A 13,702-nucleotide genomic window follows, 5' to 3' on the forward strand; every position below is an offset into this window, starting at 1 on the left:
CAGGACAATGGCGAGCATGACTGAGCAGACGCAGCGCGGACTGGCCGGAATCATTCTCGCGGGCGGTCGTTCCCGCCGGATGGGACAAGACAAGGCGGCCCTGGAATGGGACGGCCGTCCCATGCTGAACGTGATCGCCGACGCGATCGGCACCCGCTGCGACCCGGTGCTGGTGGCCGCGCCGGCCTCGTCGCAGGCCTACGCGGAACTGGGCGCCGAGTCGCCGCTGCGATGGATCACCGACGAGCAGGTCGGCACCGGGCCGCTGGGCGGCATCGTCGCCGCGCTGACCGCGGCCAAGGAGGCCGGAGCGGCGGCGGCCTTCGTCTGCGCCACCGACATGCCGCTGGTGGACGCCGACCTGGTGGACGAACTGCTGCGCGCGCTGACCAGCTCGCCGGACGTGGTGATCGCCCACGAGGGCGGCCGCGACCATCCGCTCGCCGGGATCTACCGTGTGCGCGCGTTGCCGGTGTTCGAGGCGCTCGTCGAGCAGGGCGAGCTGCTGATGACCAATGCGCTCGACGCGGTGCTCACGCATCGGGTGGGCGTCAGCGATCCGCGCTGGCTCACCAACATCGATGCGCCCGAGGACCTGCACCGCCTGCGCGCCGGCGCCTGAGGGCGGCGGCTCCCGCGCGGTAACGCCGGGACCCGGTAGCGGCGATTCACCCAGTAGCAGCACTCCGGCTGTCACCGATGGGAGGTCGGCCATGTCAATCCTCAGCAGGCGATGGGTCGCGTCGGCGGGAGTCGGGGTGATGGCCGCCGCCGCGGTCACCCTGGCGGCGGCGCCCGCGCAGGCCGCGGCACTGCCCGTGCAGCAGATGCCCGCGCAGGGCATCCTGTCGATGGGGCTCGGCAACTGGAGCGGCTACGCCGCGTCGATCCGGATCGACACCACGGCGCGATTCGGCGAAGTGTCCCTCAGTGCCCCGGGCGGCGCCGCCTGCGGACGCGGGGCCGCCGGAACCCTGGTGCGGTTCGACTTCACCAATGTCACCGCCGGGCGCACCGGATCGGGCACGGTCCGGCCGTGCACCGGACCGTTCAGCGGGCCGTTGAAGACCACCCTGTACACCGGGGCGGGGCAGGTCGTCGGGACCATTTCCATCGTGACGAGCGGCGGGCCCTGGCAGATCCCCGGCGTCGCGGCATTCCACGTGCCGCGCTGAGTCCGCGCGGCGCTGCCGATGGAAGCGAGCCCGACGGCATTGCCTAGAATGACCGTGTGAGCACCCCTGACGCGAGTAACCCGCTGCCTGCCGCCTGGAATCCCGCTGAGCATGAGGAAGCGCTGTACGACGGCTGGGTAGCGGCCGGGTATTTCACCGCCGATGCGACCAGCGACAAGCCCGGGTACTCGATCGTGCTGCCGCCGCCGAACGTCACCGGCTCGCTGCACATGGGCCACGCCCTGGACCACACCCTGATGGACACCCTCACCCGCCGCAAGCGCATGCAGGGCTTCGAGGTGCTGTGGCTGCCGGGCATGGACCACGCAGGCATCGCGACGCAGAACATCGTGGCGCGCCAGCTCCTCGAGGCCGGGACCAGCAAGGAAGAGCTCGGGCGCGAGGCCTTCATCGAGAAGGTCTGGGAGTGGAAGGCTCGCTCGGGCGGCACCATCGCCGCGCAGATGCGGCGCATCGGCGACGGCGTGGACTGGAGTCGGGACCGGTTCACCATGGACGAGGGCCTCTCGCGGGCCGTGCAGATCATCTTCAAGAAGATGTACGACGACGGGCTGATCTACCGCGCCGAGCGCCTGGTCAACTGGTCGCCGGTGCTGCAGACGGCGATCAGCGACATCGAGGTCAAGTTCGAGGAGGTCGAAGGCGAACTGGTCTCCTTCCGCTACGGCTCGATGAACGACGACGAGCCGCACATCGTTGTCGCCACCACCCGTATGGAGACCATGCTCGGTGACACCGCGATCGCGGTGCACCCCGACGACGAGCGCTACCGGCACCTGGTCGGCACCGAACTGGCCCACCCGTTCCTGGATCGCCTCATTCCGGTGATCGCCGACGACTACGTCGACCCCGAATTCGGTTCGGGCGCGGTGAAGATCACCCCGGCCCACGACCCGAACGACTTCGAGATGGGGCTGCGGCACGGCCTGCCGATGCCGACCATCATGGACAAGGCCGGGCGCGTGGAAGGCACCGGTACCCGGTTCGACGGCATGGACCGTTTCGAGGCGCGGGTCAAGGTGCGCGAGGCCCTCGCCGAACAGGGCCGCATCGTCAAGGAGGTGCGTCCGTACCTGCACAGCGTCGGCCATTCCGAGCGTTCCGGCGAGAGCATCGAGCCGCGCCTTTCCCTGCAGTGGTGGGTCAAGGTGAAGGCGCTGGCCAAGGCCGCCGGTGACGCGGTCCGCAACGGCGAGACGGTGATCCACCCCAAGAGCCAGGAACCCCGCTGGTTCGACTGGGTCGACAACATGCACGACTGGACCATTTCGCGCCAGCTGTGGTGGGGCCACCGGATCCCGATCTGGTACGGCCCCGACGGCGAGGTCGGGTGCTTCGGTCCCGACGAGCAGGCGCCGCAGGGCTGGGTGCAGGACCCCGACGTGCTGGACACCTGGTTCTCGTCGGGCCTGTGGCCGTTCTCCACCATGGGCTGGCCCGAGCAGACCGCCGAGCTGGACAAGTTCTACCCGACGTCGGTGCTGGTCACCGGGTACGACATCCTCTTCTTCTGGGTCGCCCGGATGATGATGTTCGGCACCTACGTCGGCGGCCTCGACGACGCCGGCCTGGGCCCCCGCCAGGCCACGGTGCCGTTCGGGAACGTCTTCCTGCACGGGCTGGTCCGCGACGAGCACGGCAGCAAGATGAGCAAGTCCAAGGGCAACGGCATCGATCCGCTCGACTGGGTGGATCGGTTCGGCGCCGACGCGCTGCGCTTCACGCTGGCCCGCGGCGCGAACCCGGGCAGCGACATCTCGGTGGGCGAATCCAACGCCCAGAGCGCGCGCAACTTCGCCACCAAGCTCTACAACGCCACCAAGTTCGCGATGATGAACGGCGCGCGGGTGGGGGAGCTGCCGCCGCGCGCGGAGCTCACCGTGGCCGACCGCTGGATCCTGAGCCGTCTCGACGAGGTGCTCGCCCAGGTGGACGAGGGGCTGGAAGCCTACGAGTTCGCCAAGGCCTGCGAGGCCCTCTACCACTTCGCGTGGGACGAGGTGTGCGACTGGTACCTGGAGCTGGCCAAGGTGCAGATCCAGGCCGGCGCCGACGGTGCGGCCACCACCGCGGTGGTGCTCGGCACGGTCCTGGACAAGCTGCTGCGCGCGCTGTCGCCGGTGATGCCGTTCGTCACCGAGGTGCTGTGGAAGGCGCTGACCGGTGGCGAGTCGGTGGTCGTGGCCGACTGGCCGCAGCCGTCCGGCGAGCCGCGCGACGACGCCGCCGCGACCGCCATCGAGGACCTGCAGAAGCTGATCACCGAGGTGCGCCGCTTCCGCAGCGACCAGGGGCTCAATCCGGGGCAGCGGGTGGCCGCGCAGGTCAGCGACCTGTCCGTCGACCTCGACGGCACCCGGCCGTACCTGGATGCGCTCGCCAAACTGACCGCGGCCGACGACGACTTCACCGCCACCGCCACCATCGAGGTGCGGCTGTCCGGTTGCATGCCGACCGTGGCGATCGACACCTCCGGCCAGGTGGATGTGGAGGCCGAACGCAAGCGCGCCGCCAAGGACCTGGCGGCCGCGGAGAAGGAGCTGGCCGGCACCACCGGCAAGCTCGGCAACGAGCAGTTCCTGTCCAAGGCGCCGGACGCGGTGGTCGCCAAGATCCGGGCGCGTCAGGAGCTGGCCGAGGCCGAGGTGGCCCGACTGTCCGCGAAGCTGGCGGAACTGGAGGCCCGGTGACCTCGGGCGATTCGGCCTCCGAGCGCGCCGAACTGGCCGCCGTGGACGCCGAACTGGACACCCGGTGGCCGGAGACCAAGATCGAGCCGTCGCTGACCCGCATGACGGCGCTGATGGAGCTGCTGGGCAAGCCTCAGCACGCCTACCCGTCGATCCATATCGCCGGAACCAACGGCAAGACGTCGGTGACGCGGATGATCGACTCGCTGCTGCGCGCGTTCAGTCGCCGCACCGGCCGGGTCACCAGCCCGCACCTGCAGTCGGTGACCGAACGCATCGCGGTCGACGGTGAACCGATCAGCGCGCAGACCTTCGTCGACACCTACCGCGACATCGAGCCGTACCTGACCATGGTCGACGATTCGTCGACGGCCGCGGGCGGCCCGCGCATGAGCAAGTTCGAGGTGCTCACCGCGATGGCCTACGCGGCCTTCGCCGAGGCGCCGGTGGAAGTGGCCGTCGTCGAGACCGGCATGGGTGGACGCTGGGACGCGACCAACGTGATCGACGCGACGGTCGCGGTCCTGACCCCGATCGCGCTGGATCACGCCGACTATCTGGGCGACACGCTCACCGCGATCGCGGGGGAGAAGGCAGGCATCATCTCGCCCGGCGAGGCCGACGCGCTGGTGCCCAACGACCCGGTGACGGTGATCGGTGTGCAGCAGCCGGAGGCGATGGACGTGCTCCTGCGCGCCGCGGTGGAAGCGGAAACCATTGTGGCGCGGCAGAATTCGGAGTTCGCCGTGCTCGAGGCGACCACCGCCGTCGGCGGCCAGCTGTTGCGTCTGCAGGGCCTGGGCGGCGTGTACGAGGATGTCTTCCTACCGCTGCACGGTGCGCACCAGGCCGAGAACGCGGCCCTCGCGCTCGCGGCGGTGGAGGCCTTCTTCGGGGCCGGCGCCGACCGGCAACTCGATGTGGAGGCCGTGCGCGCCGGATTCGCGGCGGTGTCCAGCCCGGGACGGCTGGAACGGGTCCGGAGTGCGCCGAGCGTCTTCGTCGACGCCGCCCACAATCCGCACGGCGGAGCCGCCCTGGCGCGCTCGCTGACCGAGGAGTTCGACTTCCGCCGCCTGATCGGTGTGATCGGCATGCTCGGCGACAAGGACGCGCGCGGTTTCCTCACCGAACTCGAACCGGTGCTGGACACCGTGGTGATCACCCACAACGGATCGCCCCGCGCCGTGGACACCGATCGCCTCGGCGAGATCGCCGAGTCCGTCTTCGGCGAGGATCGCGTGGTGGTGGAGCCCTTCCTGCCCGATGCGGTGGCCGCGGCCATCGGTCTGGCCGAGGAGGGCGAGGACGAGAATCTGTCCGGCGCGGGCGTGGTGATCACCGGTTCGGTGGTCACCGCCGGAGCCGGTCGCACGCTGTTCGGTAAGGAGCCCGCATGACCACCAGCCCCGAGTTCTCCGCCCCGCCCACCGATCCGTGGAAGGGTTTTCGCGGCATCATGGCCGCGGTCCTGATCCTCGAGGCGATCGTGGTGGGCCTGACCTTCCCGGTGGTCGCGACCCTCGGCGGCGGCGTCTCCTGGGCGTCCGGTCTCTATCTGGGGCTGGTCTGCCTGCTGCTGGTGGTGCTCTCGGGCATGCAGCGTCGGCCGTACGCCCTGCCGGTGAATCTGGCCATGCAGGTGCTGGTGATTCTCGGCGGCCTGTTCCACTGGTCGATCGCCGTGGTGGGTGTGGTCTTCACCTGTGTGTGGATCTACATCGTCTACGTCAAGCGCGATGTGGAGCGCCGCATCGAGCGCGGACAGTTGCCTGGTCAACAGCCGCTCTGACTTCGATTACACTCGCCGGTAACGAAAGGGATCGGGTGAGCGGAATCATGGTGCGGGGAACACGCTGGTTGGTCGGCGGCACAGCGGCGGCGGTCTTGGCGGCCGGTCTGCTCGCGGCGCCGGTACACGCGGCACCCGACCCGGTCGATCCCGTCGCTCCGCTGGTGACCGACACCGATGATCCGGACAAGCACGACGAGGCCGTGGTGCCCGCGGCGCCCATGCCCGTTCCGTCCGGGGCCTTCGCCTACCTGGCCACGCGCGGCGCCACGCTGTGGCTGGCCGATCAGCGGCCGGGCGGCGTCGTCAAGTCCCTCCCGGTGCCGCCGCAGTACCGCCCGTCCAACGACGCGCTCGCCGCTCAGTTCGACCGGGAGCTCGACGCCGCGGTCCGCACACCGGGTGCCTGCGTGCAGATCATCATCGACCTGCAGTCCGACGCCGGCAATCTCTTCGATTACGGCATCTGGTCGGTGGAGAAGCAGTACTGTCCCGCCTCCTGATCGCGACGGCGGACGAGGCGGCGACTAGAGTGTTGCCTCGTGACTGAACAGACTCTCGTTCTTATCAAGCCCGACGGCGTCGCACGCGGCCTGATCGGTGATGTCATCGCCCGCATCGAGCGCAAGGGCCTGACACTCGCCGCTCTCGAACTGCGCCAGGTGCCGACCGAAGTGGCCGCCGCGCACTACGCCGAGCACTCCGAGCGCCCCTTCTACAACGACCTGCTGGAGTTCATCACCTCCGGTCCGGTCGTCGCGCTGGTGGCCGAGGGTGAGCGCGCGATCGCGGCCTTCCGTCAGCTGGCCGGCGGTACCGACCCGGTGGAGAAGGCGACCCCGGGCACTATCCGCGGAGACTTCGCCCTGGAGACTCAGTTCAACATCGTGCACGGATCGGATTCCAGCGAATCCGCCGCGCGCGAGATCGCACTCTGGTTTCCCGCACTGAATTCCTGACCGATCGCCTGGTCAGCCTCCCTTCCGGCCTTCGCGACGACGCGGCGGCGCGGGGTGCCGATATCGCGTCGGGTGCGGGATTCGGGTGAACGTGTGGGATACTTGTCTGGTCGGGCCTGTCACACTTTGGCATCCACCGATTCGACTGCGTAGCGCAGTGGCTGCTTATTCGGCCGCCGACGTTGACTGTTGTCGAGACAAGCAAGGCGTCTGACTGGACGCGAAGACCACATAACACCCGGCCGCTTGCGGCCGCACACATAGCGCAGGCCCTCGCGTGGCCGCGTCGTCGTTGTTTGATCGTCGACGCGCCCGGGGGTCTCAAGGAGACCACGTGACAGATAACGGGTCGTCGACCGATGCGAATGCATCGGATAATTCGGCGGAAGCCTTTCCCCTACGACTCCGCGTGCATGCACTCGCCCGAATGCTGGGAGTCACCAGTCGGGAAGTGCTCACGCACTTGCAAGAACTAGGCGTCACCGCACGCTCGGCGTCCTCGTCGATCAGCGGCGAGCAGGCGCAGACGGTCGCCGACCGTCTGGCCGCACCGGCCGCTGAGGCCGAGGAGCCGACCACCGCGGAACCCGCGGTCGCGGAGGTGCCGGCCACCGAGTCGCTGTTCTCCGCGATCGTCGTGGAAGAGCCGGCGAGCGCTGCAGCCGGCGTCGCCGAGATCGCGCCGCTGTTCCTGCCGCCGAGCGCTCCGGTGGAGCCGTCGACGCCGACTCAGCCGGAGGCGACTCCGACGCAGCCCGTCACCGAGACCGCCGATACGGCCGCCGGCGACGCGGACACCGACAGCACCGGCACGGACAGCACCGACACGGATAGTGCCGATACCGACGGCACCCAGGCCGACGACTCGGACGCCGACAGCAGCGACGCCGAGAGCAGTGATGCCGACGGCTCCGAGGGCGGCGGCACCGGATCGCAGCGTGCGCGCCGTCGTCGGCGCGGACGTCGCGGGCGCGGGCGTGGACGCGGCGATGCCACGGACGCCGAAGGCGACGACAACGAGCACACCGATTCCGAGGCCTCCGACGACACGGCGGCCACCGAAGCCGACGCCGACGAGACCCAAGCCTCGGCGAGCGCTCCGGCCGGTCAGGCCGAGTCCGGCGACCAGGCGAATCAGGACGAGGCTTCCGAGGCGGCCCAGTCCGACGACGGTGCCGGTGACGACGCAGACGACTCCGACGACGACGATTCGACCACCCCGAGCAGCAAGCGTCGGCGCCGTCGTCGGCGTCGCCGCAGCGGATCCGACGGTGGTTCCGACAGCGACGACGGCGCCTCGTCGGACGATCCGCCGAACACCGTGGTGCACGAGCGCGAGCCGCGGGCCCGTCGCCAGCGCGACGAGGTTCAGGGCATCTCCGGCTCGACGCGACTGGAAGCCAAGCGTCAGCGACGCCGCGACGGCCGCGATGCCGGCCGTCGTCGTCCGCCGATCCTGACCGAGTCCGAGTTCCTGGCTCGCCGGGAGTCGGTGGAGCGCGTGATGGTGGTGCGCGAGCGCAACGTCGATCCCGCCGCGGCCGCCGCCGACCCGCACCTGCCCTCCGAGGACTACACGCAGGTGGCGGTGCTCGAGGACGGCGTGCTCGTGGAGCACTTCGTCACCACCGAGACCTCGCAGTCGATGGTCGGCAACATCTACCTCGGTCGCGTGCAGAACGTGCTGCCCGGCATGGAGGCGGCCTTCGTCGACATCGGCCGCGGTCGCAACGGTGTGCTGTACGCGGGTGAGGTCAACTGGGAAGCAGCCGGTCTCAACGGCGGTTCCCGCAAGATCGAGCAGGCCCTCAAGCCCGGCGACTCGGTGCTGGTGCAGGTCAGCAAGGATCCGGTCGGTCACAAGGGTGCCCGACTGACCACACAGATCTCGCTCGCCGGTCGTTACCTGGTGTACGTGCCCGGCGGCACCTCGACGGGAATCAGCCGCAAGCTGCCCGACACCGAGCGCAAGCGTCTCAAGTCGATCCTCACCAAGCTGGTGCCCGACGAGGCCGGCGTGATCGTGCGCACCGCATCCGAGGGCGTCAGTGCCGAGGAGCTCGGTGCCGACATCACCCGCTTGGAAGAGCAGTGGAAGGGCATCGAGGCGGCCGCCGCCGCTGAGCAGGCTAAGGGTTCGGGAACCACCCGGGCGATGTACGAGGAGCCGGACCTGCTGGTTCGGGTGGTCCGCGACCTGTTCAACGAGGACTTCACCAAGCTGGTCGTCGAGGGCGACCGCGCCTGGGATCAGGTGTCCGGATACGTCGATCGCGTCGCGCCGGATCTGTCCGAGCGTGTCTCGCGGTTCACCACGGACAACCCGCAGGGCACCGATTCCTTCGGTGTCTACCGGATCGACGAGCAGCTGGCCAAGGCGCTCGATCGCAAGGTGTGGCTGCCCTCGGGCGGCACGCTCATCATCGAGCACACCGAGGCGATGACCGTGGTGGACGTCAACACCGGCAAGTTTACCGGTGCCGGCGGCAACCTCGAAGAGACCGTCACGCGCAACAACCTGGAGGCGGCCGAGGAGATCGTCCGTCAGATGCGTCTGCGCGACATCGGCGGCATGATCGTCGTCGACTTCATCGACATGGTCCTCGAGTCCAATCGCGACCTCGTGCTGCGTCGGCTCACCGAGGCGTTGGCCCGGGACCGGACCCGCCATCAGGTTTCGGAGGTCACCTCGCTCGGCCTGGTGCAGATGACGCGTAAGCGCCTCGGCACCGGTCTGCTCGAAGCGTTCTCCACTACTTGCACCACCTGCCACGGGCGCGGTCTGATCGTGCACACCAACCCGGTGGAGGTGCGGTCGGGTGAGGACGCCAACCGCGGCGAGTCCGGCGGCAGCCGACGGTCGCGGCGCAGCAAGCGGCGCTCGGACAAGGCCGACGGTGCCCCGGAGCCCGTGACCGAGACGAAGACAGCGCACAAGCCCGCCGCCGAGCACCCGCTGTTCAAGTCGATGGCGCACCTCGAGGACCACGAGGGCCACGAGGACGAGCAGACGCCGACCGACGAGGCGGTGTCCGAGGACAAGGTCGTCGAGGCACAGCCTGTCGAGAAGCAGCCTGTCGAGAAGCAGCCTGTCGAGAAGCAGCCTGTCGAGAAGCAGCCTGTCGCCGAAAGGCGTCCCGCCCAGAGACGTCCCGCCCAGAAGCGAGGCGAGAAGCGGGTCGTCGAGTCGGCCACCGTCGAGGTGGAGACTGTGACGGTCGAGACTGCGACGGTCGAGACTGCGACGGTCGAGGTCGTCGAGTCCGCGCCCGCGGAACAGTCGGCACCGGCCGAGCCGGTCGGTCCGGTGGTGACCCGACGTCGTCGGTCCCGACGGGCCGCGGCGCCGAGCGCTCCGGTCGAGCCCGTGGTGATCACCACGGACGCGCCGGTGACCACGGGAGCCGCGACTCAGGCCGCGGAGCCGGTGGTGGAGGTGGTCCGACGGCCGCGCCGCCGCAGTGGACGACGGGCCGCAGGCTCGCCGCCGCAGGAATAGTCGGCGTGGCGGGTTTGACCTGCTTGAGCTTCCTGCCGTAACCTTGGCAGGTCGCCTTCGATCGGCGGGCGCGCCTGTGCGCGCAGCGATCGAGGGATCTCCGGATGAAGCCGGAGACGCAAGAACAACGAGGTAACGCCGGACGCAGGCCTCTGCGCCCCGGCCCGATAGACGAGTTAAGAGGACAGCGGGAATGGCAACCTACGCCATCGTCAAGACCGGCGGTAAGCAGTACAAGGTCGCCGCGGGCGACATCGTGAAGGTCGAGAAGATCGAGGTCGAGCCCGGTGGCTCGGTCAACCTGCCGGTGGCGCTCGTCGTCGACGGTGCGAATCTCACCACCGACGCCGACGCGCTGGCCAAGATCTCGGCAACCGCCGAGGTCGTCGAGCACGTCAAGGGCCCGAAGATCCGGATCCACAAGTTCAAGAACAAGACCGGCTACCACAAGCGCCAGGGTCACCGTCAGCCGCTGACGGTCCTCAAGGTCACCGGCATCAACTGACACCAGTCGTAGAAGATCTTCAGGAGGTCTGAGCAATGGCAAGTAAGAAGGGCGCGTCCAGCACGCGCAACGGTCGCGATTCCAACGCCCAGCGACTGGGCGTCAAGCGCTTCGGTGGCCAGCAGGTCAGCGCGGGCGAGATCCTGGTCCGCCAGCGCGGTACCAAGTTCCACCCGGGCGTCAACGTGGGTCGCGGTGGCGACGACACGCTGTTCGCTCTCGCCGCGGGCGCGGTGGAGTTCGGCTCCAAGCGCGGCCGCAAGACCGTGAACATCGTCCCGGAACCGGCTGCGGTCTGATTCTGCGACGTCACGCATAAGCTCGAAGCCGAGAGGGCGGGGCAGGGTCCACTGAGATCCCTGACCCGCCCTGTCGCCTTTTTCACGTAGTTCCACTTAATTCCATGTCCAGGAGGGCAGTGTCATGTCGAGGTTCATCGACCGGGTGACCATCGATGTGGTGGCCGGCAACGGCGGGCACGGGTGTTCCTCGGTGCATCGGGAGAAGTTCAAACCGCTCGGCGGCCCGGACGGCGGCAACGGCGGCAGCGGCGGCGACGTGGTGCTGGTGGTGGACCCACAGGTGCACACGCTGCTCGACTTCCACTTCCGGCCGCATGCGCGCGGCGGCAACGGTCGCCCCGGCGAGGGCGGTAACCGCAGCGGCGCCAACGGCGAGGGCCTGCGGCTGCACGTGCCCGACGGCACCGTGGTGCTCGACAAGGACGGCAGCATTCTGGCCGACCTGGTGGGCGAGGGCACCGAGTTCCTCGCCGGCAAGGGCGGCCGGGGCGGCTTGGGCAATGCGGCCCTGGCCTCGCGAGCCCGCAAGGCGCCCGGTTTCGCGCTGCTCGGTGAGCCGGGCGAGGAACGCGAACTGGTTCTGGAACTCAAGTCGGTGGCCGACGTCGGTCTGGTGGGCTTCCCGTCGGCAGGCAAGTCGTCGTTGGTGTCGGTGCTGTCTGCGGCCAAGCCGAAGATCGCCGACTACCCGTTCACCACGCTGGCGCCCAACCTCGGGGTGGTCACGGCGGGGGAGGACACCTTCACCGTCGCCGACGTGCCCGGGCTGATTCCCGGCGCCTCGCAGGGGCGTGGCCTCGGCCTGGACTTCCTCCGGCACCTGGAGCGCTGCGCGGTGCTGGCCCACGTGGTCGACTGCGCCACGCTCGAACCCGGCCGCGATCCGATCTCCGACATCGACGCGCTGGAAGCCGAGCTGGCCGCCTATCAGCCGGTGCTGGCCGACGATCACTCGCTCGGCGACCTGGCGACCCGCCCGCGCATCGTGGTGCTGAACAAGGTGGACATCCCGGAAGCCGATGAGCTCGCCGATCTGGTGGAGGCCGACATCGCCGAACGCGGCTGGCCCGTCTTCCGGGTCTCGGCGGTCGCTCGGCGGGGCCTGCCGGAACTGAAGTTCGCCCTGGCCAAGATGGTGGACGAGTACCGGCGCACGCACGCCGAGCCGGTGGCCCAGCGCGCCGTGATCCGGCCCAAGGCCGTGGACCGTGCCGAGTTCACCGTGGTCACCGATCCGGAGATCCCCGGCGGCTTCATCGTGCGCGGCGAACGCCCCGAGCGCTGGATCCGGCAGACGCAGTTCGACAACGACGAGGCCGTGGGTTACCTGGCCGACCGCCTGAACCGACTCGGCGTGGAAGACGCGCTGGTCAAGCAGGGCGCCAAGACGGGCGCCGCGGTGACCATCGCCGGGGTGACGTTCGACTGGGAGCCGTCGGTGCCGATGTCCGAGGACGTGCCGCTGACCGGCCGTGGCACCGACGTGCGTCTCGAACGCAACGACCGCGTGGGTGCCGCCGAGCGTAAGGCGGCGCGGAAGCTGCGTCGTCAGCGCGCCGACGAGGCCGAGGGCGAGCAGTTGGGCTGGACCGACGACGGGGATCCCGTCGATGAGTGAGGTGCGCGCGGCTATCGCGCAGGCGCGCACCATCGTCGTCAAGATCGGTTCGTCGGCCATCACCGACCTGGACACCGGCATCGATCATGCGCGTCTGGATTCGCTCGTGGATGCGCTGGAAGCGCGCATGCGGGCCGGCAGTGACGTGGTGGTGGTGTCCTCCGGTGCGGTGGGCGCCGGGATCGCTCCGCTCGGCCTGAAGAAGCGCCCGGCGGATCTGGCCACCAAACAGGCGGCCGCGAGCGTCGGCCAGCTGAAGCTGGCGCAGGCGTGGGATGCGTCGTTCTCCCGCTACGACCGCACCGTCGGTCAGGTGCTGCTGACCGCGGACGACGTGTCGAACCGCGCCCACCATGCCAACGCCCAGCGCACCCTGGATCGTCTGCGCGCCCTGCACGCGGTGGCGGTGGTGAACGAGAACGACACCGTCGCCACCAACGAGCTGCGCTTCGGTGACAACGACCGACTCGGCGCGCTCGTGGCCCACCTGACGGTGGCGGACGCCCTGGTGCTGCTCTCCGACGTGGACGGGCTGTACACGGGCGATCCGCGCAAGCCCGGTCCGGACGGCAAGCCCGCGCGCCTGATCGCCGAGGTCGCCGGCCCGGAAGACCTGGATGGAGTGATCGCCGGCAGCGGCGGTGCGCTCGGTACCGGCGGGATGGCCTCCAAGCTGTCGGCCGCACGTCTGGCCGCCGATTCCGGTGTTCCGGTCCTGCTGGCCGCCGCTGCGCAGGCCGACCGTGCGCTCGCCGATGCCTCCGTCGGCACCGTGTTCGCGGCCCGCCCACAGCGGCTGTCGGCACGCCGCTTCTGGGTGCGCCATGCCGCGGAAGCGTTGGGCCGCTTGACCATCGACGCAGGCGCCGTCGACGCGGTCGTCGCTCGGCGTCGCTCGCTGCTGGCCGCCGGGGTGACCGGGGTGAGCGGGGGCTTCTCCAGCGGTGACGTGGTGGAGCTGGCCGGACCGGACGGCGTGGTCTGCGCGCGCGGCGTCTCGTCGTACGACGCCGACGACATCGCGGACATGGCAGGCAAATCCAGCGACGACCTGCCGTCGGACTACAGCCGACCGGTGATTCACGCCGACCAGTTGGTGCGCACGTAACCTCGGTCGCCCGATCCCGACCGGCTGGGGCCG

At 69.6% G+C, this 13,702-nt stretch carries 12 protein-coding genes; all 12 read left to right on the forward strand.

Annotated features, from left to right (window positions below):
• Window positions 1-16 precede the first annotated feature (16 nt).
• The 12 genes from ACFFJD_RS09555 to proB all read left to right on the forward strand — a co-directional run bounded on the left by ACFFJD_RS09555 (window position 17) and on the right by proB (window position 13,669).
• The gene (locus ACFFJD_RS09555) at window positions 17-622 is read left to right on the forward strand and encodes a molybdenum cofactor guanylyltransferase (RefSeq protein WP_382363487.1); all 606 of its coding nucleotides are present in this window, start codon (window positions 17-19) and stop codon (window positions 620-622) included.
• Window positions 623-713: 91 nt separating this feature from the next.
• The gene (locus ACFFJD_RS09560) at window positions 714-1,175 is read left to right on the forward strand and encodes a hypothetical protein (protein ID WP_382363489.1); all 462 of its coding nucleotides are present in this window, start codon (window positions 714-716) and stop codon (window positions 1,173-1,175) included.
• 56 nt (window positions 1,176-1,231) lie between these two features.
• Window positions 1,232-3,886 carry a valine--tRNA ligase gene (locus tag ACFFJD_RS09565; protein WP_382363491.1) on the forward strand — a complete coding sequence of 885 codons (2,655 nt, stop codon included), beginning with the start codon at window positions 1,232-1,234 and terminating at the stop codon, window positions 3,884-3,886.
• Window positions 3,883-5,286 (forward strand): bifunctional tetrahydrofolate synthase/dihydrofolate synthase, encoded by a 1,404-nt coding sequence (folC, locus tag ACFFJD_RS09570; RefSeq protein ID WP_382363493.1) that lies wholly within the window; start codon window positions 3,883-3,885, stop codon window positions 5,284-5,286. Before ACFFJD_RS09565 ends, folC begins: the two co-directional genes overlap by 4 nt.
• Window positions 5,283-5,678, forward strand: coding sequence for a DUF4233 domain-containing protein (locus ACFFJD_RS09575; RefSeq protein WP_382363495.1), 396 nt, complete (start codon window positions 5,283-5,285; stop codon window positions 5,676-5,678). The genes folC and ACFFJD_RS09575 overlap by 4 nt, the downstream gene beginning before the upstream one ends.
• A gap of 35 nt (window positions 5,679-5,713) precedes the next feature.
• The gene (locus ACFFJD_RS09580; protein WP_382363497.1) at window positions 5,714-6,181 is read left to right on the forward strand and encodes a hypothetical protein; all 468 of its coding nucleotides are present in this window, start codon (window positions 5,714-5,716) and stop codon (window positions 6,179-6,181) included.
• Between the two features lie 39 nt (window positions 6,182-6,220).
• Window positions 6,221-6,637 carry a nucleoside-diphosphate kinase gene (gene ndk / locus ACFFJD_RS09585; RefSeq protein WP_382363499.1) on the forward strand — a complete coding sequence of 139 codons (417 nt, stop codon included), beginning with the start codon at window positions 6,221-6,223 and terminating at the stop codon, window positions 6,635-6,637.
• Between the two features lie 334 nt (window positions 6,638-6,971).
• A complete protein-coding gene (locus tag ACFFJD_RS09590; RefSeq protein ID WP_382363501.1) occupies window positions 6,972-10,136 on the forward strand; it encodes a translation initiation factor IF-2 N-terminal domain-containing protein in 3,165 nt (1,054 codons plus the stop codon).
• Window positions 10,137-10,329: 193 nt separating this feature from the next.
• Window positions 10,330-10,641 carry a 50S ribosomal protein L21 gene (gene rplU / locus ACFFJD_RS09595; RefSeq protein ID WP_382363503.1) on the forward strand — a complete coding sequence of 104 codons (312 nt, stop codon included), beginning with the start codon at window positions 10,330-10,332 and terminating at the stop codon, window positions 10,639-10,641.
• Between the two features lie 35 nt (window positions 10,642-10,676).
• Window positions 10,677-10,940: a 50S ribosomal protein L27 gene (gene rpmA, locus ACFFJD_RS09600; RefSeq protein WP_246995335.1), complete on the forward strand. Its 264-nt coding sequence runs from the start codon at window positions 10,677-10,679 to the stop codon at window positions 10,938-10,940.
• A gap of 124 nt (window positions 10,941-11,064) precedes the next feature.
• Window positions 11,065-12,561 carry a GTPase ObgE gene (gene obgE, locus ACFFJD_RS09605; RefSeq protein WP_382363505.1) on the forward strand — a complete coding sequence of 499 codons (1,497 nt, stop codon included), beginning with the start codon at window positions 11,065-11,067 and terminating at the stop codon, window positions 12,559-12,561.
• On the forward strand, window positions 12,554-13,669 hold the full coding sequence (proB, locus tag ACFFJD_RS09610; protein ID WP_382363507.1) for a glutamate 5-kinase: 1,116 nt from the start codon (window positions 12,554-12,556) through the stop codon (window positions 13,667-13,669). Before obgE ends, proB begins: the two co-directional genes overlap by 8 nt.
• Window positions 13,670-13,702: the final 33 nt, after the last annotated feature.

Origin of the sequence: Gordonia phosphorivorans, assembly GCF_042432625.1 — a bacterium.
Classification (GTDB): domain Bacteria; phylum Actinomycetota; class Actinomycetes; order Mycobacteriales; family Mycobacteriaceae; genus Gordonia; species Gordonia phosphorivorans.

Excerpts from the sequence above, each read along its gene's own strand:
- ACFFJD_RS09555 (WP_382363487.1), top strand. The coding sequence starts at position 17 with ATGACTGAGCAGACGCAGCGCGGACTGGCCGGAATCATTCTCGCGGGC.
- ACFFJD_RS09560 (WP_382363489.1), top strand. The coding sequence starts at position 714 with ATGTCAATCCTCAGCAGGCGATGGGTCGCGTCGGCGGGAGTCGGGGTG.
- ACFFJD_RS09575 (WP_382363495.1), top strand. The coding sequence starts at position 5,283 with ATGACCACCAGCCCCGAGTTCTCCGCCCCGCCCACCGATCCGTGGAAG.
- rplU (WP_382363503.1), top strand. The coding sequence starts at position 10,330 with ATGGCAACCTACGCCATCGTCAAGACCGGCGGTAAGCAGTACAAGGTC.
- rpmA (WP_246995335.1), top strand. The coding sequence starts at position 10,677 with ATGGCAAGTAAGAAGGGCGCGTCCAGCACGCGCAACGGTCGCGATTCC.
- obgE (WP_382363505.1), top strand. The coding sequence starts at position 11,065 with ATGTCGAGGTTCATCGACCGGGTGACCATCGATGTGGTGGCCGGCAAC.
- proB (WP_382363507.1), top strand. The coding sequence starts at position 12,554 with ATGAGTGAGGTGCGCGCGGCTATCGCGCAGGCGCGCACCATCGTCGTC.